This is a genomic window from Polynucleobacter asymbioticus QLW-P1DMWA-1 (assembly GCF_000016345.1).
GTDB lineage: Bacteria > Pseudomonadota > Gammaproteobacteria > Burkholderiales > Burkholderiaceae > Polynucleobacter > Polynucleobacter asymbioticus.
On record NC_009379.1, the window covers coordinates 697,293 to 720,652 of the forward strand.

Consider the following 23,360-nt stretch of genomic DNA (forward strand, 5'->3'; position numbering starts at 1 on the left):
GCTCATTAAGCTCTTAAGAACCAGCTTCGGCTGGTTTTTTGTTGCTCTTGATTAATGCAGTGCCTTACTTTTGGGCATTATGGGGCCATCTAGGTATTTATGATTAGCGGCACGTCAATGCCTTTGTCTCATTATTGGTGTATAAATTTACTGGTATTACCGATATCTATTAGTTCATCAAAATCATAACCAAAGGAATTTCTATGTGTACCAGAGCCGTGTATCTTGGAGACAATAATTTAGTCATTACTGGACGCTCAATGGATTGGGGCGAAGATATGCAGAGCGATATGTGGGTATTTCCAGCTGGTATGGCTCGCAATGGTTCTTGCGGAGCAGGCTCTCTAGAGTGGACTTCTAAATACGGCAGCGTAGCAGTTTCTGGATACAACATCGGCTCTGCAGATGGCGTAAATGAAAAAGGTTTAAACGGAAATCTACTCTATTTGGCCGAATCCAATTATGGAGACCTCAATGGCAAGCCAGCTCTTTCGATGACCCTATGGATGCAGTATGCATTGGATAACTATGCAACGGTAGCGGAAGCTGTTACAGGTCTGCAAGCAGAACCTTTCAGAATAAAAGCGCCTATCTTGCCAAATGGCCGTGCTGCTAGCTTGCATTTATCCCTCTCTGATCCAAGTGGTGACTCGGCTATATTTGAGTACATCGATGGAAATTTGACCATCCATCATGGCAGGGAATACCAAGTCATGACTAATTCACCAGTGTTTGATCAGCAGTTAGCGCTTGATGCCTATTGGAAAGAAATTGGCGGCAATGTTTTCTTGCCTGGAACAATCAGCGCAGCAGATCGCTTTGCTAGAACCTCATACTTTATTGGCATCATTCCGAAGTCAGTTGATAAAAATTACATTTCTGCCGTGCCTGAACAAAAAATGCAATATCAGGGCGTAGCTTCAGTCATGGGAGTGATGCGGTCCATAGGCGTGCCACTAGGTATTACTAGCCCAGATAAACCGAATATTTCATCTAGTATTTGGCGTACTGTAACTGATCATCAAAATATGATCTATTACTTTGATTCAGCCACAACACCAAACACCTTTTGGGTTGATTTGAAAGATATTGATTTTTCAAAAGGGGCGCCAGTGAAGAAGTTGGCAATCGCTGGAGGTAAGTATTATGCTGGCAATACTGCTGGCCAGTTTGTTCCAGCAGAGCCATTTGCTTTCGGGACAGCTTAATCATTTACCGATTCAAGTGAATCATTGAAAACCACCTGCGGGTGGTTTTTTCCATATACTTATTATTGCTATGATCAATTTTCAAAACCCCATACCATTGTTGGCTTTTTATGCGGACCATATTTTTGGCGAGAGAATTGATGTTTTTATAGTTACGGCTATTCTGATATTTGCCTTGCATGGCTTCACCATTCTATTTCTTACCCATAGATATTCGTCTTTTATAAACAAATCCGCAGAAGCCTGGAGAGTAAGAGTTAGCTATCTGGTTTATACCTTGACGATGCTTATCATCATGCTGACCCATTTGATGGATCTTCTATATTTTTCTTATGTGATGGATTGCATGAAAGTGTTTCCGGATCCGTTGATGGCATTTTATTTTTCTGGCGAGATGTATACGACACTCGGCTTCGGCTCTTACCAGCTGCCCCCGGATTTGCGAGGACTCCCTTTTGTTGTTGGGTTTACCGGCCTATTTTCTGCCTCTATATCAGGGGCGGGCCTGTATTCTATGCTGCAAGAATTGGCGAGAGTTCGTCAAAGTCGAGAAGCAAATAGCAATTCAACCACCTAAAGCTTTGCGAAGATATCCAGACACATTGTCTTGGCGTAGTAGCCACTGCTTGTAGTCTGTTGGCACTTGGCTGATCAACTCACCTTTATGTTTTCCATAAGGCATGACTGTTGGAATTCTGGCCTTTTCAGACATTTCCCATAAAGCATCTAAGGAGATTGGATGCAATTGATTGATAATTTGAGCAACAATCTTAGAGCAGACCCACACATCTGCTAAAGCGCTATGGGCGTTCCGCAGTTGGTCTCGAGCAGTATCTCTTTCAAAGTAATACAACAGCGCACTTTGAGTATGGCTATCTAAATCGGGCCAAAGGCTGCGTGCCAATGCTAAGGTACAGATACGCTTTACTTCAGGGCTGCCAATGGCAACCCAATCAAAATCAATATTGTGACCAATCAGATATTTTGTTCCAGCCGGCAATCGAAATGAACTACTAGCAGGGCAATTCACTAACTCTTCATCTAGGATGTGGTGGGTAGCTAAAGCACCTAAGCTGATTGGCTTGCCAGGGTTATAGCGTTGTACCCAAGGGTTACCCACTTCAAATGGTTTGAGTGAGGTCACATCTAATGACGCAGCTTCGATGATGACGGCATTGTTTTTATCAGTGGCTTCTACATCGAAAATAATGGCTTGGGACATATGTACTTTTTAAATGATCTGTTCAATAAAGCTATTGTGCCTCGGGTAAGCATTCCTACCAATAAATCAACTTCAGCCCCTATCAATTTGATTATCTAGGCTCTACGCTGATTCTTTGTAATTAAAGGAGGATTTAACTTGCAAGTATCTATTGAATGTACTCACGGAAGGTTAAGTCTATTTAGAGTGGTAATGGACTCAAGGACAGTCTTGATTTTGGCAATTATTTGGATGATCTGGGGAATTCTCAGGATTTTGAAAGTCTTCTAAATCACTGGTTTTTGAGAGGGAAGGGTGGATGAGCCAAGCCCCCGGCACTGGCAGAAATTGGGTTTGGCTGCTTCGTTCCCGACCTGACCAGGTTATCCAACCCACCATGCGGGGAGGCCCATCCAATTCCATTTTAGCTTGTTAGAATGTAAGACATGACAGCATTGGCATTAGCCCGCTCGTGGCGCCCCAAAACATTCTCTGAATTAGTCGGTCAAGACCACGTGGTCAAGGCCTTAACGCATGCCTTGGATCAGGGCCGCCTGCACCATGCCTGGCTGTTTACGGGCACCCGTGGGGTCGGTAAGACCACGATTGCCCGCATTATGGCCAAAGCCCTCAATTGCACTGGAGCTGATGGCTCTGGCAAGATGACTTCAGAGCCTTGCGGTAAATGCCCAGCTTGTATGGAAATTGATGCAGGCCGCTTTGTTGATTACATTGAGATGGATGCCGCCAGTAATCGTGGGGTTGATGATATTGCCGCTCTTTTAGAAAAAGCTGCTTACGCACCAAGTAATGGTCGTTATAAGGTTTACATGATTGACGAGGTGCACATGCTCACCAATCATGCCTTTAATGCCATGCTCAAAACTTTGGAAGAACCTCCAGAGCACGTCAAATTTATTCTAGCCACCACTGATCCACAAAAGATCCCGGTGACTATTCTGTCACGCTGCTTGCAGTTCAATCTCAAGCAAATGCCTGTACCGCTCATCGTGGAGCATTTAGAAAAAGTACTTGCCGCAGAAAAAGTGGAGTATGAAGTTAATGCTTTGCGTGTCTTAGCTAAAGCTGCCCAAGGCTCTATGCGTGATGCCTTATCACTGACTGATCAAGCCATTGCCTATGCTGCTGGTAAGGTGAGCGAAGAGTCTGTGCGCGGTATGCTCGGTACATTGGACGATGCTTACCTCATCCGCATTTTGGATTGCTTGATTGCTAAAGACGGTGCAAGTCTATTGTCTGTTGCAAACGAGATGGGTGAGCGCAGTATGTCTTTCTCATTGGCTTTGCAAGACCTGTCTAGCTTGTTGCAAAAGATTGCAGCAGCACAAGTTGTTCCAGAATCTGTATTAGAAGATTGGCCAGAGGCAAGTGAGATTCGTCGCCTGGCTACGCAGCTCACAAAAGAAGAGGCGCAACTCTTCTATCAAATTACGATTACGAGTCGTCCTGATTTATCGCTCGCACCAGATGAGCAAACTGGCTTTGCCATGACGCTCTTGCGGATGCTAGCGTTTCGTCCAGGCATTGGTGGAGGAGGTAATTCTTCTCCGGCGCCATCAGCTCCGCCCGTAAGCACTCCTCGTCCGGCAGCATCCGCCCCTAGAGCCGCTACTCCAGCACCTGCTGCTAGAGTATCCGCTCCAACAGCAGCTCCAGTATCTGTACCTGCCGCTGCAGCTCCAACTGCGGTAGCAAGCTCAGCTGGGCGTCCTGATTGGCATGCATTGATGCGCCAATTGCCTGTGCGTGGCTTAGTTCAGCAACTAGCATTTCAGACAGAGTTACAAGAGTGGAATGATTCTGCGACTGGTGTACGTGCCACGATAGTCACACCAATGCCTCAGTTGGCTTCGGAGGCATCCGTTGGTCGTTTGGCGGATGCGCTGACTGCGCACTTTGGTAAGCCCGTCAAGATTGTCATTGAGAAGGGTGAGGTTGAAGGTAAGACTGTTGCCAAAGTAGATGCTCAGATACATCAGGAAAAAAGAATGAATGCTGAACAAATGATTGCAGCTGATCCATTTATTCAGCAATTAGAAAAAGAGTTTGGCGCCAAAGTAGTCGGCGGCTCAGTAAAGCCGCTTTAAACTTTGTGCGTGTATTGAGATAAAGATAATTAATTTAGTTCTTCGTATTTAAGGAAAAGACGCGATGATGAAAGGTGGACTTGCTGGCCTCATGAAACAGGCTCAGCAGATGCAAGAAAAGATGAAAACCGCGCAAGCCGAATTGGCTGCGTTGGAGGTTAATGGGCAAGCAGCTGGTGGCTTAGTGAAAGTGGCTATCTCTGGCAAGTATGAGCTCAAGCGCGTACAGATTGATCCAGGCGCAATGGATGATCGTGAGATGTTAGAAGACCTGATTGTGACCGCCTATACAGAAGCCTTTAAGCAGGTGGAAGCTGCTAGCACCCAATTAATGTCTGGTGCTACCGCTGGCATGCCAATGCCCCCTGGATTTAAGCTGCCGTTCTAATGGCGCGTGTTGAAGCACCTCAAGATGCTCTTGGTCGTTTGATCGAGGCATTGCGCGTATTGCCTGGCGTAGGCCCCAAGTCTGCGCAACGCATGGCATTTTATTTATTGCAGCATGATCGCAATGGTGCCGCAGTCTTAGCGCAATCATTGGGTGAGGCCGTAGATACAGTAGGGCATTGCGCCCGTTGCAATACTTTTTCAGAAACTCAAATCTGTAGCACTTGTGCCGATGGGCGGCGGGATCCTTCTTTGCTCTGTATTGTGGAAACACCAGCAGACCAAGTGATGGTCGAGCAAACACTGAGCTTTAAAGGCAACTATTTTGTATTGATGGGTCGCATCTCGCCACTCGATGGTATGGGTCCGAATGAAATTCATTTTGATCGTTTGCTCACGCGTATTGAAAATCCTGATACTGGAGTTCCCATTCGGGAGGTGGTCTTAGCGACCAACTTCACTAGCGAAGGCGAGGCTACTGCCCATTACATTGGCGAAGTACTGAAAGCGAAGGGCATCAAAGTAACTCGCATCGCTAGAGGCATTCCAGTGGGCGGCGAGTTGGAGTATGTTGATGCGGGTACACTTGCTCGCGCCTTAATGGATCGACGCTAGGCACTTTTGCGTGGAGCTCCGGAGTTGTTTTCAGGGCACATGAGAGCGGCCTAGCCGCAGCCCTCTGTCATTCCCACGACATAAATACTAGGTAAATTGCCTCTTTTTGGTGATAATTTGGGCTGTACCACCCTCGGGCTTCAATTCCGGGCTGTGAGTTACCCGATGTTTCCTTCAATCTGCCGCCTTCCTCTGGATAGGTAGCCCAATCAGAAATTGTGAATGACCCGCAAATTACTGCTCATTTTCCTGCTGAGCTTTTTGACTGCCTCTGTGTACGCGCAGAGGGCGGGGTCTGGTGCTGACCAGGTTGAGAGTTTTGCACGGCCCATTGAAGGTCTTCCAACTGAAGGCACCATATTTGATTTGCCGGTAAACCTGCACGGTCAGACAACCTACATCAATCAGCGCTATAACGCATTCAATTCTCCTTATCAGGGGCAAAACAGTTTGCTACCCGATAAGTCGATGAGTTATACCTGGTCGGGGACGCTATTTTTTGGTGCACGTGTCGCCTCTGATACCGATATTTATTTCAATCCTGAAGTAGTTTCTGGGGTGCCTTTTTCTGGATTGACAGGTTTAGGTGGCCCTACCAATGGCGAGGCAACTCGCGCACAAGGTGCACAAGCCCATTTTTATTCTGCTCGCGCATTCTTGCGTCAAACGATTAACCAAGAGGGTGGTAAGGTTGAGTTGGAAAATGATGCCAACCAGATTAGTCAAACAGTCAGTAGCAATCGTTTTGTGATTACTGCAGGACAGTTTTCCACCTTAGATATTTTTGACGATAGTAAATATGCCAAAGATCCCCGAGTGCAATTTATGAACTGGGGCAATATGACTTACCTATCTTATGACTACGCAGCCGATGCGCGCGGCTATAGCTGGGGCTTGGCGGGTGAGTGGTATCGCGATAATTGGGTCTTTAGGGCCTCACGCATGCTAGCTCCAAAAGACCCAAACGGGCGCGATCTGAACTGGCAAATTTTTAATTCTTACGGTGATCAGTTAGAGGTTGAACGTCAACACTCTATTGGTGATTTGCCTGGCAAGGTCAGCGTACTGGGATATCGCAATCGAATGGTGATGGCGCGCTTCACGGACGCCACGAATTACTTGATTGCCAATCAAGCGCAGGGTACACAAGCCATTCTTAATGTACGCAACAGCGCTCAAGTCAAAACCGGTATTGGTTTAAATGCTGAACAAGCTTTGACAAAAGACATGGGAATTTATATGCGGGCATTTACATCCGATGGGCATACTGAAACAATGGCTTTTGCAGAAGCCGACAGCTCTTTATCTGTTGGCATGGGGATTAATGGTGAGCGCTGGGGTAGGGCCAAAGATACGATAGGCCTATCTGCGATGCTCAATGGCATTTCATCTAATCGAAGAGCCTATTTACAAGCAGGGGGAATTTCCAATTTCATTGGTGACACCCCTTATCCTTACGCAGGTCCAAGTCAGTCTATTAGTTATAAGCCTGAACAAATTAGTGAGGTGTACTACAACGCTTTGGTGATTGAAAATGTCCTCTTGGGCCTCAACTACCAGCACATCATGAACCCTGCCTACAATGCAGCTCGCGGCCCTGTAAATGTTGTGTCTTTTAGAGTTCATGCCGAATTTTGATGAGGCACTCATTCCACAAAAGACCACCTGTGGGTGGTTTTTTATTGCCTAAATTTTAGGCAGATAGCTCAAAAGCAACAAAAAAAGCCTCATTTTTGCGGTTTTTACATATACTGTATAAACATACAGTATATTAATGACTATGACATCAGCAACACACATCGCAAAAGTAACTCTTAGCCAAGCTCCTCAGGCCTTGGCGGGTCATTTTGCCGCCTATGAGCTCAAGCTCTTAAGTCATCGGATCTCAGCAGGGTTTCCTAGTCCAGCAGCGGATTACGCTGAGGATGGCCTAGATTTGAATCATTACCTGGTGCAAAACAAGCCAGCCACTTTCATGTTTACCGTGAAAGGGGATTCTATGTTGGGTGCCGGTATTTGCGATGGCGACAAGGTCGTGGTTGATAAAGCCCTCAAGCCAAAACACAAGGACATCGTTGTGGCGGTAGTAGATAGTGAATACACCATTAAACGCCTTTATCAATTGCGTGGTCGGATTGAGTTGCAACCAGAAAACCCTCACTTTGAGCCTATTACCTTTAACGAAGGTAGTGAGCTACAAATTTGGGGCGTGGTGGTAGGGGTAGTGCGCAAGTACAGTAATGCCAGCTCTAGAAATGGAAAATGAGATGACTCATTCACATAACCCATCACTTAGCCCAAGCAACTCCAGCAGCCCACTTTTTGCGCTCGTGGACGTGAATAACTTCTATGTTTCTTGCGAGCGTGTTTTTCAGCCAAAGCTGGAAGACGTGCCAATGGTAGTGCTCTCGAATAACGATGGTTGTGCGGTAGCGCGTAGCGCCGAAGTCAAGGCTTTGGGGATCAAGACAGGCACTCCTTGGTTTCAGATGCAAGAACTTGCTAAGAAGCACGGGATTCAGGCCTACTCTTCGAACTACACCTTATATGGCGATATGAGCTCCCGTGTAGTTGAGGTATTGCGTGCATTCACGCCCAATCTTGAGGTCTACAGCATCGATGAGAGTTTTCTGCAAATTGAGACTGTCTTAAAGCAATATCAAGACACTGTTGAGCTTGGGCGCAGCATGAAGGAGAAAGTAAGAGATACCACTGGCTTGCCTGTTTGCGTAGGTATTGGTGCTAGCAAGACGCTTGCTAAATTTGCTAATCACTTAGCCAAGAAACACCAGCAGTTCGCTGGCGTGTGTGATGTCAATGCGATGCCAAAGGAAGAGTTTTATCAGTGGATGAGCGAAACCTCTGTTGCAGAAGTATGGGGAATTGGTAGACAGCTGGCCAAAAAACTCAAAGCGCAGAATATCCACAGCGTATTTGATCTCTTGCAGGCATCGCCTCAGGCAATGCGCCAACAGTATGGCGTAGTGATGGAGCGCCTTTGTTATGAACTGCGCGGAGTGTCTTGCCTCAAGCTGGAAGAGGTGGCCCCGGCTAAACAACAGATTATTGCTTCCCGTAGTTTTGGCAAACTAGTCACCAAGCTAGAAGAGCTGGCTGAATCCGTAGCGATGCATGCTGCCCGTGCTGCAGAAAAGCTGAGAAGCCAAAATGGCACTACGGGTGCGCTCACTGTATTTATTCAAACCAACCCCTTTAAGCAAAACGAGCCACAGCACCACCAAAGCATCACTATTCCGCTTTCGGATCCAAGTGATAACACGCTGACCTTAACGAATGCTGCCCTCAAAGGCTTAAAACAAATTTATCAAAGTGGCTTTCGTTACAAGAAGGCTGGCGTCATCCTCAACCTCATTAGCGATAAGCCTACTGCGCAGCAATCTCTGTTTGAAGATATTGAGACCAAAGGCAAGTCTGCACATCTGATGAAGGCGGTAGATGAAATCAACAGTCGCTTTGGTAATGCGGCGATCAGATCTGCCGCTATGGGCACGAAGCAAGAGTGGCAAATGCGATCAGGTAACAGGTCACCCAACTACACCACGCGTTGGGATGAGTTACCAGTTGCTAGGTAAACCAATTAAGTAGTTATTGAATAGTAAAAAAGGAGAAAAAAATGGACTTATTAAACAACTTCAACGGAATTTCTTTAGCAGTCATCATGATTTTGTCTTATTGCGCAGTATTAAAAAATACGAAGCGTAGCGAGAGCGAAAGCAAGTCAATGTTTAGCCGAAAATATCAGTAAGCACAGTAAGTAAGCACTAAAAAATTCAGCAGTAGGCCAGAGGGGGAATAAGGAAATCACGGATTCCTTATTCCCTTGCTCTTTTTGACTTCAGTAAAAATGAATAGATCAGAGTGGAGTAGCTAAAAGGCGGAAGTCGTTTAATATCGGCCTATGCGGTATTTAAAAACAGGATTATTCCTGCTCTCACTTGGGCCTCTTGCTCGCCTCATTTGGCTAGGGGTAAATGACGGTCTTGGCGCCAACCCAGTAGAGTTCATTACGCGTTCAACGGGGACTTGGGCACTCGTGTTCCTGTGCATTACCCTTGCAATGACGCCTTTAAGGCTGCTAACTAAGTGGCCGACCTGGATTAAGTTGCGCGGCATGTTTGGCCTCTTTACATTCTTTTATGCAGTCTTGCACTTTTCAATCTGGTTGTGGCTGGACCAAAACTTCGATTTGGGGGCCATGCTCAAGGATGTATTGAAGAGGCCCTTTATTACGATGGGGTTTGCTGCTCTAGTATTAATGACGCCGCTAGCAATGACCTCAAGTCATTGGGCGCAGCGTGCCTTGGGTCGAAAATGGAGTGCCTTGCATAAAACAATATATGCCATTGCTGTTTTGGTGATACTGCATTATTGGTGGCATAAGGCAGGTAAGAACGACATTGATACTGTGGCTATTTACGCTGCAGTAATCATCTTCCTCTTATGCTTTCGTATCCCTTTCTTTAGAAAGCGTCTCTAAGGCTAAAATGCCTTATCAAGACCTCTCATCAATCACGTCATGAAAATCACCCTCTATAGCTTGTTACTCTCCGCCGGCTTGTTATTGATGGCATGCTCAACACCTCAAAGTCAATTTGGGGTGTATCAACAATCCGATGGAACCATTGGGGTGCATGCACCAAAGGATGCTAAAGAAGAGGAAGCTCAGGCTATGGCTCTTGCTGAATGCAAGAAGCTAGGAAAGCGGACTGTAACGATTTTGGATAGTCGTAAAACTGTCAACGACCGCTTTCCTATGACGTATATCTACTTGTGTAGATAAATTGTCTGGGTGCTTAGTAAGACTTAGCTAAGCAACCATTTCTTGATGGATTTATTAACGCACATCGCATCTAAAGCAAGACCAAAGAATTCAGAGCCATTGGTAACCATGCTCTCAATTGCTTCTACTTTGCCTGATTTAATGCCGCGCAAATAAGTGGCCACTCGGTAACGCAAGAAATGCTCAGTTTCACCTTCTTCATTGTCGGTGGAGCAGAGCTCAAGGCTGCCGTAGCGGGTTTCCGGGTTGATATTGAGAATCGCAAGACCTAATGCACCAATCAATTTCTCTGGAACTGGGATAGGCACATAAGAGTAGAGAGAAATCAACATCTCTTCTTCGTCTACTTCAATAATGTGATCGATATCAAGCACATCTTTTTCAGTCAATTCTGTTTCGCCAGAATCGCCGCCACCAAAAGTAGATTCAAACTGCAACATAGCAGTATTGCTTCCTTTGGAGATTTCAATCATGTCAGGATAGCCGAGCAAACCTTTCCACCAGTACATCAGAGAGAAGGTGCAGGGCTTCACTTCAACTAAACCTTTTTTAGTAGATTTAGCGAAATAGAGACCGTGAAACTCATCATCTTGCTCTAAGCCATATTGATCGACTTTCGGCGATTTGTCTGAAGATTTCGCTGGAGCTTTTTTAACAGCCTTTTTAGCCGCCGGTTTTTTTGCTACTGGTTTCTTTGCAACTACTTTTTTAGCAACAGTCTTTTTAACGGCTTTTTTAGCAGGGGCTTTTTTTACCACCTTGGTAGCTACTTTCTTTTTTGCTGGAGATTTCTTTGTAGCCATGGTTTATTACCCTTCTTTTTGGTAGTTAATGTGCATCAGCACTTATTGATATTACTGCAAATTGCTTGCATTAATTACCAGCTTCATATGGGGATTGCCCTTTAGATTACAAGGGCACGACCAAAATAAATAAATTAACTGACATATTGTTCTTCATTGGCTAGGTTGATAAACTAAAACCATGCAGTTTTCTTCAACCTGAGTACTGAAATCGAGAGAATCTATGTTTCCTGAATATCGCGAATTGATTAGCAAATTAAAAACTTCAGACCGTCATTTTTCTCACTTATTTGATAAGCACAATGATCTAGATGCCAAGATTCTGCGCATGGAGGACCATAAGGAGTCAGCCACTCCCGAGCAAATAGAGATCTTGAAGAAGGAAAAACTGCTTTTGAAGGATCAGATATATGCAGTGTTGAAAAAGGCTAGCGCTAGCTAGTGGCTTAAGCCTTCTTTAAGAAGCAGGCCTTCAGCAACATATTGCCTGCTTCAGTCTTGCAGTCCACCTCGTGATCCCCGGGGACAAGGCGGATACCCTTGATCTTGGTGCCCACTTTGAGCGTAGTAGAGGAGCCCTTCACCTTGAGGTCCTTAATTAAGGTGACGGTATCACCATCTGCCAATAGATTGCCATTAGCATCTTTCACGATCAATCCAGCCTCTGCTTCTTCGGTTACCGCTGCCATAGGCCATTCATGACCACACTGAGCGCATACAAAGTTCTCGCCATCTGGATAAGTCATATCTTCTTGGCAGACAGGGCACTTCGGTAAGTTATCACTTGTACTCATGGAATTAGGTAGCTTTGGCTCATGTGAAAAAGGGGTTGAAAGGACTCTAAAAGGCTATTTTAGTCTAGACCCCTGCAATCACAGTGGGGCATATAGAATAGGTTCATTATGAATAAACTAGTCAAAATCATCCTGCTAGGGTTAGCCATCTTCTTAAGCGTAGTTGGTGCTGGAGCGTGGTATGCCTCATCTCTGATCAACCCCGCGCACTTATCGCAACTCATCATTTCTTCAGTGAAAGATGCCACTGGACGAAATTTGACTATTTCAGGACCGGTAAGCTTAAAAGTGTTCCCATCGGTTGCTGTTACTGCCGACCAAGTTTCACTAAGCAATGCCACTTGGGCTAGCAATACCGATCCCAATATGTTGGTTGTGAAACATCTTGAATTTGAAATTAAGTTGCTACCTCTATTTAAAAAGCAAGTAGAAATTAGCACTATTAATATTGCGGGCTTAAATCTATATCTGCAGACGAATAAGGCGGGACAAGAAAACTGGGATTTAACCTTGCCTGCTGCACCATTTACAGCCGCTGCAAACTCTGCAATCAATCCATCTGCATCTAGTTCAGAGCAGTCTCTCCCAGACCAAATTTCAAGCATCCACGTCACTGATGCAAGAGTGACTTACAAAGCTTGGGGTGCGCCCACTAAATCCATTTCTATTCCCAAGCTGATATATGAAGGGCGAGAGGGTAAGTCTGAGTTTGATGCTCAGGCGGATTACTCGGGGTATCAGTTTGCCCTTAAGGGAAAAACAGGTAACCTTCGCTCGATGTTCAATGCATGGGATGACAAGCCGGTTAAGGCAGATTTAGACTTCACGTTAACTTTGAATGGCAAAACGATGCTGATTCAAGGTTCTGTAGATAAGAAGCCCAAAGCTTTAGCTAAATTTGATGTTCAATTAAGCTCAAAATCTTTTGATTTCATCCCACTCATTGCAGGCGCTTCAGCGGCTCAGATGGGAAGCGCTAAAGGCGTCTCATCTGTCGCCTCTTCAACTAGGTCTGAGGGCAAAGGAGGATATTTCTTTAGTGAGGAGGATTTGCCTTTTCACTTACTGCCAGTGGCCAGTGGCAAGGTCGCTTTTAATATTGGCCAGTTGAAAATTTCTGGTTTTGCGCCATTGGACAATTTCAAAGGGGATTTGATATTTAATGGCGATCAATTGAGTGCTAATGATTTTAGTTTTGAGATAGGTAAGGGTAGCGCTCAGATTCAGCTAGCAGTGTCACAGTTTTCTGGGCCTTCTCCATCGGTTGCCGCTAAAGGTCTTATGAAAGGCTTTACGCTTGAACAAATCAGCTCTGCTGTGCGCCCTGGAACCAAAGTGGCGGGAGGTGATACTCAAATCGCATTTAATCTGCGTGGTAGTGGTTTAAGCGCCCATCAGCTGGCCAGCCGAGCAAATGGCGCCGTTCAAATTTCAGTAGGAAGCAGTCAATTAGATTCCAAGTTTTTGGATAGCACCGGAGATCTGGTTATTACCGTTCTCAATGCAGTAAACCCCATGCGTAAAAGTACTGATCAAACAACCTTGGAATGTGCGGTGGCTTATTTGCCAGTAAGTAATGGTTTGGTGACGATGAATAACTCTATCGGAATGGTGACGGATCGTTTAGATATTGTGTTATCTGGTACGGTTAATTTGAGTAATGAGGCGTTAAATGTGCTTATCAATCCAACGGAAAAATCAGGTCTTACTACCGGGGTAGACCTGGCAGGCCTAGTGAAGCTGGGGGGTACTTTAATGAATCCTCAGGCTGGCGTGAATAAGGCTGGGGTAGTCAATAGCGCAGTATCGATTGGGCTAGGTATTTTGACGGGGGGCGCTACTATTTTGGCTGAGAACGCTCGATCTCTTACTAACAGGCCGCAGCCTTGTAAGGCCGCGTTACATTCTTGGCCTGATATTTATCCGGGCTCCAACTAAACTCTGAGTGAGATAGAGCCCGGTATTTCTTAAAAAACTAATCCGCTGACAAAGAGGCTGAATAGTGAAATAAAGATGCTTGCAAAGAATGCAGTCCAGAAGCTGGAGATAGTAAATCCACTGACCAAAGCAGATACCAACATCAGTACCAAAGCATTGATCACCAAAAGAAATAAGCCCATGGTGACAACAGTCAACGGTAGTGTGAATAGTACTAGCAACGGTTTCACGATAGCATTAGCAAAACCTAAGACAAGCGCAGCAATGAGAAGTGATCCGCCGTCAGCAAAACGCAAGCCACTAAATATGTAGCTGGCAACCCAAAGGGATAAAGAGGTCAAGCCCCACTGGACAAGAAATAGCGTTAAGTTGCTCATGATTTTTTCCTTTGCAAAGTTCAGTCAGATTTAAGTCTACAGTTGATATGGTATCAGCCCATTAATAATGGGGAGGAATATCGTCTATTGCGCTTCCGCCACCAGAGCCACCGCTACCAGCTTGCTCTTTAACGGCTTTAAGCTCGCGATAAAGAAATTCTATTTGCTGCTGCTGTTTGTAGACAGTCTCATTGAGTTTCTCAATCAGATCTTCAGTAAAGCTGAGCTTAATTTCTAAATTAGTAATGCGCTCTTCAGGTGTGTTCATGCTCATAAACTTACCACTTCAAAACGTCCATCTTCCATTTCTGCTTGTGGCCTGATCCAAAAATCATGGGATTGCATGGATTCATACACATAAGCAGGCTCTAGGGTGGCCTCTACATTTGCTAGTAACAGCACTTTATAAAATCCACCTGTTTTCTTGTGGCGTAACTTGCATCCTGGCTTAAAAAGTCCCTCGTCGGGGTCAGCCATCTTGGGTTTGCTCATGAATATTGCTTTCTAGGTATTATTTGGTGATGGCAAATCCCATCCCATACTCCATTCTAGATATATCTCCTATACCGCAGGGATTTACTGCCGGTGATGCCCTAAGAAACTCTTTGGATGTTGCGCAGCACGCAGAAAAATGGGGCTACACGCGCTATTGGGTGGCAGAGCACCACAATATGACCGGTAATGCCAGTTCGGCAACTGCGGTCTTATTGGGTTATTTAGCAGCGGGTACCTCCAGCATCAAACTGGGGTCTGGCGGGGTCATGTTGCCAAATCATGCTCCTCTAGTCATTGCAGAGCAATTTGGCACTTTAGAGTCAATTTATCCGGGGCGCATTGAATTGGGCATCGGCAGGGCGCCTGGAACTGATCAAATGACAGCGCGTGCTTTACGTCGTGATTTACTTGGGAGTGACGATCGCTTTCCGCAAGATGTTCGGGAGTTACAGCATTATTTTGGACCTATACAAGAGGGGCAGTCTGTGAAGGCTATCCCGGGCGCTAATACCTATGTTCCGCTTTGGATTTTGGGTTCAAGCTTGTATGGGGCGCAGTTGGCAGCACACTTTGGTTTACCTTATGCATTTGCATCACATTTTGCTCCAGAACAATTATTGGAGGCGATGTCAATTTATCGCGAGCTATTTAAGCCTTCAGCGCAATTAGCTTCACCATATTCTGCATTTGTAGTGAATGTTGTAGCTGCAGATACTGATGAAGAGGCGCAGCATTTATTTACTACATTGCAGCAGAATGTCATTCGCATGCGGCGCAATACCCGCGGACAATTACCGCCACCCATTGCAGATATTAATAAATTTTGTGAGCCCCATGAAAAAGCAGCAGCTGACCATACCTTGCAATGCTCTTTAGTCGGTTCCTTGGAAGCGGTGCGGAACCAAATGCGCCATTGGCTTGATAAAACCGGTGCAAATGAAATCCTATTCACTGGGCAAATATTTGATCATCAGGCTCGCTTGAGATCTTTTGAGATTGCAGCTGAAGCGGCTAGAAGCTTATCTAACGCTTAAATAGACAGTGCGTTGTAATTCGAGGTGATTTGAATATTCTCTTTTGCCGCTCTATTAGCTAATTTCAAGACCTCATTGTCCTTGCTCATTAATACGCAAGGTTTCACGGTGAAGGCTAAATCCAAAAAGATTTGATCATCTGGATCCTGACATTGCCAGGGGGCACTCATTAACTCTGAATCGTTCAGGACTCTACTTAAAGTGTGCCATTGTTCCCAAATGAGATTTTGATTGGATTTATCAAGACAAAAGAGGGGTCTAGCAATGACGTCTACAAATTCTTCCAGGGTTTGAGGGCTAGCTACAGCATCTATTCTTTTTTCAATTAACGCCTGCTTAAGGTGCAGAGCTCTAAAGTCATTAAAAACAAACAGATCTAGTAAAACATTGGTATCGAAGACAACAGTAATCATCTAAATTACAGCTACTCTTGATTGCTGCGCCATATTTCAGGGGTAATGGTGACTTGTCCTTTATCGGAAGAGACGTAGGCTTCACCATCTTGCACGTTGACATGTAGGACCATGCTGCGTTCAACTAGACTATTAAGTTCTGCGGCTTGTGCTGAGGGAATAGCAATAACCTGCAGATTGCGAGCGCGAGTAAGTTTATTGGCGATGCCATCCCACCAGATTTTGCTAGTCTGCCCACCGTAGCAATACACAATAACTTGATCAGCACGTCCACAGGCTTTTAGAATTCGACGCTCATCTGGTTGACCTATCTCTATCCAGAGCTTAATGGCATCGGTGAGGTCCTTGATCCATAAGTCGGGCTCATCGGTATCACTCAGACCCTTAGTAAAGGTCAGATCTTCATTGGCCTGTAATGCAAAAGTGATGATGCGGATCATCATCCGCTCTTCAGTTTCTGAAGGATGCTTAGCTATAGTGAGGGAATGACTGCCATAGTAATGACGGTCAGAATCAGCGACATGAAGGTCGGCTTTGTGAATAGTTGCGCGTAGAGCCATCACGCATTATCGCCTTTATGACCATAAGTCGGGGTGATATGGCCCATAACCAGTATTATTTGTCTAAAGAGCTTCAAATTACCGTATATCGTAGAACCCCATGATCCGTATTACTGAACTGCGTTTGCCGATTAATCATGCCCCAGAAGAGTTGGGGGCAGCGATTTTGAAGCGCCTTGATTTAACCACAAAGGATTTAGTTTCTTTTGAGGTATATAAGCGCAGCTACGATGCCCGTAAAAATGTTTCCCTTGCATTTATTTATACGATTGACCTCTCAGTCAAAGATGAAGAGGCACTCTTAAAGAGGTTCACGAATGATGTCCATATAAGGCCATCTCCTGATACAAGCTATCACTTTGTTGCTAAAGCCCCTGAATCGATTGTCCAAGGAAATGCACTTCGCCCAGTGGTGATTGGTTTTGGACCATGCGGCATTTTTGCAGCCCTCGTTTTAGCTCAGATGGGTTTCAAGCCCATTGTTCTCGAACGCGGCAAACCAGTAAGAGAGCGTACCCAAGATACCTGGGGTTTATGGCGTAAAAACATTCTCAATCCTGAATCGAATGTGCAGTTTGGTGAAGGTGGTGCAGGGACATTCTCGGATGGAAAGCTCTATAGCCAGATTAAGGACCCCAAGTTTTATGGACGCAAGGTAATTCATGAGTTCATAAAAGCAGGTGCTCCGGAAGAAATTCGCTATGTGGCTAAGCCCCATATCGGTACTTTTCGTTTAGTCGGCGTAGTAGAAAAAATGCGCCAAGAAATTATTAACCTTGGCGGTGAAATTCGTTTTTCACAAAAAGTAGTTGGCTTTGATATCCAAAATGATCATATCGTGGGCGTCAAGATTGAAGGCCATGCAGATCTGCCGGCAAATCATGTTGTACTTGCTTTGGGCCATAGTGCTCGAGATACGTTTGAGGCTTTGCATAGAGACGGTGTTTATATGGAAGCCAAGCCATTCTCAGTGGGATTTAGGATCGAGCATCCCCAATCCTTGATTGATAAAGCCCGTCTTGGTCCACATGCAGGCAATGAATTGATTGGTGCAGCTGATTACAAGCTAGTTCATCATGCCAAAAATGGCCGCGCTGTGTATAGCTTTTGTATGTGTCCTGGCGGAACTGTGGTCGCTGCCGCATCTGAACCCAATCGAGTGGTTACGAATGGCATGAGTCAATATTCGCGTAATGAGCGCAATGCTAATGCGGGCATAGTCGTGGGGATTACTCCAGAAGACTTTCCTGGCGGACCGCTTGCTGGGATTGAATTTCAGCGAGCGCTAGAATCCAAGGCTTTTGTATTGGGCGGGTCTAACTATGAAGCGCCCGGACAATTAGTCGGTGATTTTTTGGAGGGCAAAGCCTCCACTGAGTTTGGAACGGTAATACCTTCTTATAAACCGGGTGTTCATTTAACCGATCTAGCGGAGGCCTTACCGCCTTATGCGATTGAGGCCATTCGGGAGGCGCTACCCGTCTTTGAAAAGCAAATTAAGGGCTTTTCGATGAAGGATGCTGTACTTACTGGTATAGAGACGAGAACCTCTTCGCCTCTACGTATTACCCGTGGCCCGAATTTTCAAAGTCTTAATATCAAGGGCTTATATCCAGCAGGCGAAGGTGCTGGCTATGCTGGCGGAATCTTGTCCGCAGGAGTTGATGGGATTAAAGTAGCTGAAGCGCTTGCTTTAGATTGTTTATCCCAGTAGCCTCGACCTAGATCAAACTATTATTTATGAGCTCTGCTTCTACCAATATCCCATCCGATGAAAAAGAAGCGCTATTTCATCCAGAGCTGCTACAGAAGTTCGATATTAATGGCCCACGCTATACCTCTTATCCCAGCGCAGACCGCTTTCATCAAGAATTCAAAGAGGGCGACTATTTAGGCGCTTTGCAACGTATCTCTAAAGTAGATGAACCTTTGTCACTGTATTTTCATTTACCGTTCTGTCCTAATATTTGTTATTACTGTGGTTGTAACAAGATCATCACCAAAGACCATGGTCGAAGTGCTAAGTACATTAAGTATTTGGCTAAGGAGATGGCTATGGTTTCCGCTGCTATGGGCGCCCAGAAGAAAATACCCATTACCCAATTGCATTGGGGTGGGGGAACACCAACCTTTCTTTCTCATGAAGAAATGGTTGAGTTGATGCACCACACTCGCACTCATTTTGAGTTATTGCCAGGTGGCGAATACTCTATTGAGATTGATCCACGCCGAGTGACAGAGCAAGATATCGCTTTATTGGCAGACTTAGGATTTAATCGGATTAGTCTTGGTGTGCAGGATTTTAATCTCGCAGTACAAGAGGCGGTTCATCGGGTCCAAACGATTGAAGAAACGCAAGCCGTGATGGACTGGTCCAGAAAATATGGATTTAAATCGAGAAGTGTCGATTTAATCTACGGCCTTCCAAAGCAAACACCAGAAACCTTTAAAGAAACGGTTGATGCGGTTCTGAAGATGAACCCAGATCGTCTTTCTGTATACAACTATGCGCATTTGCCGCATATCTTTAAGCCGCAGCGAAGAATTTCAGAAGCAGATCTCCCGCCAGCCGCAGACAAGTTAGATATTCTTTCTAATACAATCGCACGCTTAGGTGAAGCTGGCTATGTGTTCATTGGGATGGATCATTTTGCCAAGCCAGATGATGAATTGGCCATAGCCCAAAAAGAAGGAAAGTTACATCGCAATTTCCAGGGTTATTCAACTCAAGCAGAATGTGATCTTTTGGCTTTTGGCATCTCTTCTATTGGTAAGGTTGATGATTGCTATTCGCAAAATGTCCGTACTCTAGATGAATACTATGCCGCAATCGATGACGGTCATTTGCCTGTACTCAGGGGTCTGCAACTTGACAAGGATGATCTGCTTCGTCGTGAGTTGATTGGTGAGTTGATGTGCCAATTTGCCCTGAATACAGCAAGTTTTTCTAAGCTCCATCAAATTGACTTTGCTAAATACTTCAGCATTGAGCTAAATGAACTCAAGAGTCTTGAAGAGGCAGGGCTTCTAGAATGGCATGGAGACGATATTGTTGTCCCTATCAAAGGGCGACTTTTAGCACGACGTGTAGCAATGACATTTGATCGTCACCTCCGAGAATCTCAAGCAAAAGGCACTTACTCAAAAGTGCTTTAGGGTAAACCAGCGTCTATTTGATCTATATCAAAGAAGCGCAAAAACACTGTTGCTTTTTAACAAAGAAAAAAATCACAGCAGGCATGTACTTGATTTGAATCAAATTGCCTTATGGGTATCAATTTCAAAATGGATTCATTGAAATTGATAACTAAAGGGAAACCATCATGCGCATTAAATCACTCGTAGCAGCAATGGCTGCAGTAGCATCCTTAGCCCCAATCGCTGCACAAGCACAGACACAGGCTGTCGAAGATGACAATCCATGGATGGTGCGCGTACGTGCCGTTGATTTGTTATTTCAAAATGGACAAACAAATACAGTTTCCACGCTGAATGTAAAAGCTCAGAATCAATGGATTCCAGAGTTCGATGTTTCGTATTTCTTCACTAAAAATATAGCTGCCGAGTTAGTTTTAACATGGCCACAGCAAGTTAACATTACTGCTGGATCTGGAAATACGAATGTTGGAAAAATTTCTGCCCTCCCGCCATCACTCTTGGTTCAGTACCATTTCACTGATTTCGGCGCATTTAAACCATATGTTGGCGTTGGTGTGAATTACACTATTTTCGGTAATCGTCAAAATTTCCCTGCTCTGGGTAACAGTGTGCAGGTTGACCAGTCAAGTGTTGGTGTAGTTGGCCAAGTTGGTGCGGATTATATGTTTGATAAACACTGGGGTGCAAATATTGATGTTAAATATGCAACCATGAGTACTAATGTAAATACTGTTCAAGGTAATACAAATTTAGGTAAGCTAACTTTAAATCCTTGGATGCCAGCAGTTGGTGTGACTTATAAGTTCTAAGAATTCAGTTCTTAGTTCTTGAGATAGAGCCCTTAAGGGGCTCTATTTTTTTGCTCTCTCTATTATTTGGTGAGATGGTCGATTAGATGTTCAAAGAGTGATTCATTGAAGGCAAAATTATCAAAGCGCTGAATTGAGGGGTGTTCCGGCAAATTCACTCTTCGCTTGGCATATTGTTCCCAGTGTTGTAATTTCCATTGATCTCTGGGATCTGCTCGTTTTTCCATGCGACGTTTAGCTTCCTCTTGATCCAGATCTATCCAAGCAATATGAATACTTGTGTTGGGGGGAACGCCAAGTGCCTCAGCATTAAACATCTTGCCGCTAGCAATTTCTTTGGAAAATGGCCCCACTAAAATGACATTTACCCCCAAAAGCAGGTTTTCGCGTGCAATATCAATTAGGCCTCGGTATTCCCAATCCCGCAGATTATCTAAGTAATAAGGGCTGTCTCGATCATTGGGGTTATGGGTAGTCAATTCCATCACATGGGCGCTAAATGCCCCATATGCCGTATCTTTATCTAGAAAGAAAAAGTCTTCCCCTGTTTTCTCAATAATCATGGGTAAGGCCTTCTTAGCCAGAGTCGATTTACCAGTACCGGCGTGACCAGCAAAAAGGATCAAACGAGGAGTGGCGGGGGTCAATTTACAGATCATTTACGGTTAGTCTCGCAGAATTTTCAGGAAATATCTCTTCTTTTGCCGAAGTGACGATAATGTCGCCATGGCTTTAATCGTACTCACTGATGCAAAACTGGCTTTCGGCCACGTTGACCTCCTCGCAAACACTGCTTTTTCACTGGAATCTGGTGAACGTGTTGGCTTAATTGGCCGTAATGGCACTGGCAAATCTTCTTTATTGAAGATATTGGCCGGTATTGAAAAAATGGATGATGGCTTACTGCAATACCAGCAAGGTTTGCGTATTGCCTATGTTCCACAAGAACCCATTTTTGAGGCTGAAGAAACTGTTTTTGATGCTGTCTCTAAGGGCGTAGCGCAGGCCAAGGCGCTGCGTGAAGAGTATGAGGCTCTGAGTGTCGGGGAGTGGGATGATGCATCACATGACCGCTTAGATGAGGTCCAATCGCAACTAGAAGCATTGAGTGGCTGGAACTGGGAGCAACGAGTTCATGAAACTCTAGATCGTCTTCATCTTGAAGCTGAGCTCAAGATTAGTACGCTCTCAGGTGGAACGAAAAAGCGTGTTGCTTTGGCGCGCGCTTTAGTAGAGATGCCAGACGTCCTGTTGCTGGATGAGCCAACCAACCATTTGGATTTGGATTCGATTGCTTGGTTAGAGGAATTACTCAAAGAGTATCAAGGTTCGGTCATTCTCATTACCCACGATCGCGCCTTCTTGGACAATGTATGCACGCAAATTGTGGAGCTCGATCGCGGCATTTTACGTAGCTATCCTGGGAACTTTACGCAATATGAAGTGCTTAAGGAGCAAGAATTAAATTCTGAATCCTTAGCGAACGCTAGGGCGGATAAATTATTGGCGCAAGAAGAAGTCTGGATTCGTAAGGGCGTAGAAGCTCGACGTACCCGAAGCGTTGCCCGTATTGCCCGCTTGGAAAAATTGCGCACCAGTCGCACTGAACGACGGGATGCGATGGGTCAAGTGAAGTTAGCAGTTTCTGCAGGTGATCGCAGCGGTAAGATCGTTGCCGATCTACAGAATGTCAGCAAATCTTATGATCGCCCGATCGTGCAAGACTTCACAGCAACGATTTTGCGTGGAGATAAGGTGGGATTACTAGGCCCTAACGGCGCTGGTAAAACAACCTTACTCAAACTCATCTTAGGAACCATTGCTCCAGACTCAGGTACCGCGACTATGGGTACTCGTATTGAGGTTGCCTATTTTGATCAGATGCGCGAAGGACTGGATCTGAATGCCTCGCTCGAAGACTACATTAGCCCTGGTAGTGAATGGATAGAAATTAATGGCAATAAAAAACACGTTAAGAGTTATTTGAGTGATTTCTTATTTGCTCCAGAGAGAACAAATTCTCCTGTAAGTACATTATCTGGTGGTGAGCGTAACCGTCTTTTACTAGCGCGTTTATTTGCAAGGCCTGCCAATGTATTGGTATTAGATGAGCCGACTAATGATTTGGATATCGATACCCTCGATTTGTTAGAGCAGCTATTACAAGATTACAAGGGCACCGTCTTTTTAGTCAGTCATGACCGTTACTTTTTAGATAACGTAGTCACCAGCATCATTGCGAATGAGGGTGATGGATTCTGGCGCGAGTATGAGGGTGGCTATGAGGATTGGAAAATTCAAAAAGCCCGCTCGGACAAAATACGAGCTGCCAATGCCAAATCTTCTGAAAAAGTAGAAGTCAAAATTGATACCAAGCCTGCCATTAAAGTTGAAGCTAAACCAGCGGCAAAGAGTGGTGTACAAAAGCTAAACGGTAAAGAGCGGCAAGAGTTAGAGACTTTGCCATTGCAAATTGAAGAAATGGAAACAGAGCAGGCTGAAATTGGTATTGCGATGAGTAATCCCGATCTCTACAAAAATGAACCAGAGCTGGCGGCTAGTATGCAAGCTCGCTTAAGTGAGATTACTGCAGATCTAGATCAAAAGCTGCAACGCTGGGAGCAGCTTTTGAGTCGATCAGAGACTTAATAAACTGGG

Annotated in this window: 27 protein-coding genes and 1 other RNA gene; 18 read left to right on the top strand and 10 right to left on the bottom strand. The window is 45.0% G+C overall.

Annotated features, from left to right (window positions below; all coding sequences use genetic code 11):
- The first annotated feature begins 203 nt into the window (after positions 1-203).
- Positions 204-1,208: a linear amide C-N hydrolase gene (locus tag PNUC_RS03640; RefSeq protein ID WP_011902540.1), complete on the top strand. Its 1,005-nt coding sequence runs from the start codon at positions 204-206 to the stop codon at positions 1,206-1,208.
- Between the two features lie 70 nt (positions 1,209-1,278).
- Positions 1,279-1,785, top strand: a complete 507-nt coding sequence (locus PNUC_RS03645; RefSeq protein ID WP_011902541.1) for a hypothetical protein — start codon at positions 1,279-1,281, stop codon at positions 1,783-1,785.
- Here the strand turns inward: PNUC_RS03645 and PNUC_RS03650 are convergent.
- Together PNUC_RS03650 and ffs are read right to left on the bottom strand one after the other, a co-directional pair.
- On the bottom strand, positions 1,774-2,430 hold the full coding sequence (locus PNUC_RS03650; RefSeq protein ID WP_011902542.1) for a putative quorum-sensing-regulated virulence factor: 657 nt from the start codon (positions 2,428-2,430) through the stop codon (positions 1,774-1,776). The two genes, PNUC_RS03645 and PNUC_RS03650, sit on opposite strands and share 12 nt — an antisense overlap.
- Before the next feature lie 294 nt (positions 2,431-2,724).
- An RNA gene (ffs, locus tag PNUC_RS10855) (signal recognition particle sRNA small type) lies at positions 2,725-2,823 on the bottom strand.
- 32 nt (positions 2,824-2,855) lie between these two features.
- Here ffs and dnaX point away from each other — a divergent pair.
- The 9 genes from dnaX (at position 2,856) to PNUC_RS03695 (ending at position 10,320) form a co-directional block, all read left to right on the top strand.
- The gene (dnaX, locus tag PNUC_RS03660) at positions 2,856-4,517 is read left to right on the top strand and encodes a DNA polymerase III subunit gamma/tau (RefSeq protein WP_011902543.1); all 1,662 of its coding nucleotides are present in this window, start codon (positions 2,856-2,858) and stop codon (positions 4,515-4,517) included.
- A gap of 64 nt (positions 4,518-4,581) precedes the next feature.
- Positions 4,582-4,905, top strand: a complete 324-nt coding sequence (locus PNUC_RS03665; protein ID WP_011902544.1) for a YbaB/EbfC family nucleoid-associated protein — start codon at positions 4,582-4,584, stop codon at positions 4,903-4,905.
- Positions 4,905-5,519: a recombination mediator RecR gene (gene recR / locus PNUC_RS03670; RefSeq protein WP_011902545.1), complete on the top strand. Its 615-nt coding sequence runs from the start codon at positions 4,905-4,907 to the stop codon at positions 5,517-5,519. Before PNUC_RS03665 ends, recR begins: the two co-directional genes overlap by 1 nt.
- A 222-nt stretch (positions 5,520-5,741) precedes the next feature.
- Entirely contained in the window at positions 5,742-7,157 is a 1,416-nt protein-coding gene (locus PNUC_RS03675; RefSeq protein ID WP_011902546.1) for a carbohydrate porin, read from the top strand.
- Positions 7,158-7,293: 136 nt separating this feature from the next.
- Positions 7,294-7,785 (top strand): LexA family protein, encoded by a 492-nt coding sequence (locus PNUC_RS03680; protein ID WP_011902547.1) that lies wholly within the window; start codon positions 7,294-7,296, stop codon positions 7,783-7,785.
- Position 7,786: 1 nt separating this feature from the next.
- Complete coding sequence (locus PNUC_RS03685) at positions 7,787-9,112, top strand: Y-family DNA polymerase (protein WP_048812226.1); 1,326 nt, start codon at positions 7,787-7,789, stop codon at positions 9,110-9,112.
- 41 nt (positions 9,113-9,153) lie between these two features.
- Positions 9,154-9,285 carry a hypothetical protein gene (locus tag PNUC_RS11155; protein WP_256205754.1) on the top strand — a complete coding sequence of 44 codons (132 nt, stop codon included), beginning with the start codon at positions 9,154-9,156 and terminating at the stop codon, positions 9,283-9,285.
- 153 nt (positions 9,286-9,438) lie between these two features.
- Positions 9,439-10,017 (top strand): protein-methionine-sulfoxide reductase heme-binding subunit MsrQ, encoded by a 579-nt coding sequence (locus PNUC_RS03690; protein ID WP_011902549.1) that lies wholly within the window; start codon positions 9,439-9,441, stop codon positions 10,015-10,017.
- A 39-nt stretch (positions 10,018-10,056) separates the two neighbouring features.
- The gene (locus tag PNUC_RS03695; protein ID WP_011902550.1) at positions 10,057-10,320 is read left to right on the top strand and encodes a hypothetical protein; all 264 of its coding nucleotides are present in this window, start codon (positions 10,057-10,059) and stop codon (positions 10,318-10,320) included.
- Positions 10,321-10,343: 23 nt separating this feature from the next.
- On the opposite strand, the gene PNUC_RS03700 is transcribed toward PNUC_RS03695, so the two are convergent.
- Positions 10,344-11,123, bottom strand: coding sequence for a hypothetical protein (locus tag PNUC_RS03700; protein WP_011902551.1), 780 nt, complete (start codon positions 11,121-11,123; stop codon positions 10,344-10,346).
- A 223-nt stretch (positions 11,124-11,346) separates the two neighbouring features.
- On the opposite strand from PNUC_RS03700, the gene PNUC_RS03705 reads away from it, so the two are divergent.
- A complete protein-coding gene (locus tag PNUC_RS03705) occupies positions 11,347-11,565 on the top strand; it encodes a YdcH family protein (RefSeq protein ID WP_011902552.1) in 219 nt (72 codons plus the stop codon).
- Between the two features lie 4 nt (positions 11,566-11,569).
- Here the strand turns inward: PNUC_RS03705 and PNUC_RS03710 are convergent, their stop codons facing one another.
- The gene (locus PNUC_RS03710) at positions 11,570-11,917 is read right to left on the bottom strand and encodes a zinc ribbon domain-containing protein YjdM (protein ID WP_011902553.1); all 348 of its coding nucleotides are present in this window, start codon (positions 11,915-11,917) and stop codon (positions 11,570-11,572) included.
- Between the two features lie 108 nt (positions 11,918-12,025).
- On the opposite strand from PNUC_RS03710, the gene PNUC_RS03715 reads away from it, so the two are divergent.
- Positions 12,026-13,855, top strand: a complete 1,830-nt coding sequence (locus tag PNUC_RS03715; RefSeq protein WP_011902554.1) for an AsmA family protein — start codon at positions 12,026-12,028, stop codon at positions 13,853-13,855.
- Between the two features lie 29 nt (positions 13,856-13,884).
- Here the strand turns inward: PNUC_RS03715 and PNUC_RS03720 are convergent, their stop codons facing one another.
- The 3 genes from PNUC_RS03720 to PNUC_RS03730 are packed head-to-tail and all read right to left on the bottom strand — an operon-like array spanning position 13,885 to position 14,724.
- Positions 13,885-14,235, bottom strand: coding sequence for a phage holin family protein (locus PNUC_RS03720; RefSeq protein ID WP_048812077.1), 351 nt, complete (start codon positions 14,233-14,235; stop codon positions 13,885-13,887).
- A 58-nt stretch (positions 14,236-14,293) separates the two neighbouring features.
- A complete protein-coding gene (locus PNUC_RS03725) occupies positions 14,294-14,506 on the bottom strand; it encodes a SlyX family protein (protein ID WP_011902556.1) in 213 nt (70 codons plus the stop codon).
- Positions 14,503-14,724 (bottom strand): hypothetical protein, encoded by a 222-nt coding sequence (locus tag PNUC_RS03730; RefSeq protein WP_048812078.1) that lies wholly within the window; start codon positions 14,722-14,724, stop codon positions 14,503-14,505. The genes PNUC_RS03725 and PNUC_RS03730 overlap by 4 nt, the downstream gene beginning before the upstream one ends.
- A 29-nt stretch (positions 14,725-14,753) precedes the next feature.
- Between PNUC_RS03730 and PNUC_RS03735 the strand changes: the two genes are divergently transcribed.
- Positions 14,754-15,761 carry an LLM class flavin-dependent oxidoreductase gene (locus tag PNUC_RS03735; RefSeq protein ID WP_011902557.1) on the top strand — a complete coding sequence of 336 codons (1,008 nt, stop codon included), beginning with the start codon at positions 14,754-14,756 and terminating at the stop codon, positions 15,759-15,761.
- On the opposite strand, the gene PNUC_RS03740 is transcribed toward PNUC_RS03735, so the two are convergent.
- On the bottom strand, positions 15,758-16,174 hold the full coding sequence (locus PNUC_RS03740; protein WP_011902558.1) for a putative toxin-antitoxin system toxin component, PIN family: 417 nt from the start codon (positions 16,172-16,174) through the stop codon (positions 15,758-15,760). The genes PNUC_RS03735 and PNUC_RS03740 overlap by 4 nt on opposite strands.
- 11 nt (positions 16,175-16,185) lie before the next feature.
- A complete protein-coding gene (locus PNUC_RS03745) occupies positions 16,186-16,734 on the bottom strand; it encodes a YaeQ family protein (protein ID WP_011902559.1) in 549 nt (182 codons plus the stop codon).
- A gap of 100 nt (positions 16,735-16,834) precedes the next feature.
- Between PNUC_RS03745 and PNUC_RS03750 the strand changes: the two genes are divergently transcribed.
- The 3 genes from PNUC_RS03750 (at position 16,835) to PNUC_RS03760 (ending at position 20,702) form a co-directional block, all read left to right on the top strand.
- The gene (locus tag PNUC_RS03750; protein ID WP_011902560.1) at positions 16,835-18,448 is read left to right on the top strand and encodes an NAD(P)/FAD-dependent oxidoreductase; all 1,614 of its coding nucleotides are present in this window, start codon (positions 16,835-16,837) and stop codon (positions 18,446-18,448) included.
- 26 nt (positions 18,449-18,474) lie between these two features.
- Positions 18,475-19,890 carry an oxygen-independent coproporphyrinogen III oxidase gene (hemN, locus tag PNUC_RS03755; RefSeq protein ID WP_011902561.1) on the top strand — a complete coding sequence of 472 codons (1,416 nt, stop codon included), beginning with the start codon at positions 18,475-18,477 and terminating at the stop codon, positions 19,888-19,890.
- A gap of 167 nt (positions 19,891-20,057) precedes the next feature.
- A complete protein-coding gene (locus PNUC_RS03760; RefSeq protein ID WP_011902562.1) occupies positions 20,058-20,702 on the top strand; it encodes an OmpW/AlkL family protein in 645 nt (214 codons plus the stop codon).
- Positions 20,703-20,764: 62 nt separating this feature from the next.
- On the opposite strand, the gene PNUC_RS03765 is transcribed toward PNUC_RS03760, so the two are convergent.
- The gene (locus PNUC_RS03765) at positions 20,765-21,361 is read right to left on the bottom strand and encodes an AAA family ATPase (protein ID WP_011902563.1); all 597 of its coding nucleotides are present in this window, start codon (positions 21,359-21,361) and stop codon (positions 20,765-20,767) included.
- Positions 21,362-21,428: 67 nt separating this feature from the next.
- Here PNUC_RS03765 and PNUC_RS03770 point away from each other — a divergent pair, with 67 nt between their 5' ends.
- Complete coding sequence (locus PNUC_RS03770) at positions 21,429-23,351, top strand: ATP-binding cassette domain-containing protein (RefSeq protein ID WP_011902564.1); 1,923 nt, start codon at positions 21,429-21,431, stop codon at positions 23,349-23,351.
- Positions 23,352-23,360 lie beyond the last annotated feature (9 nt).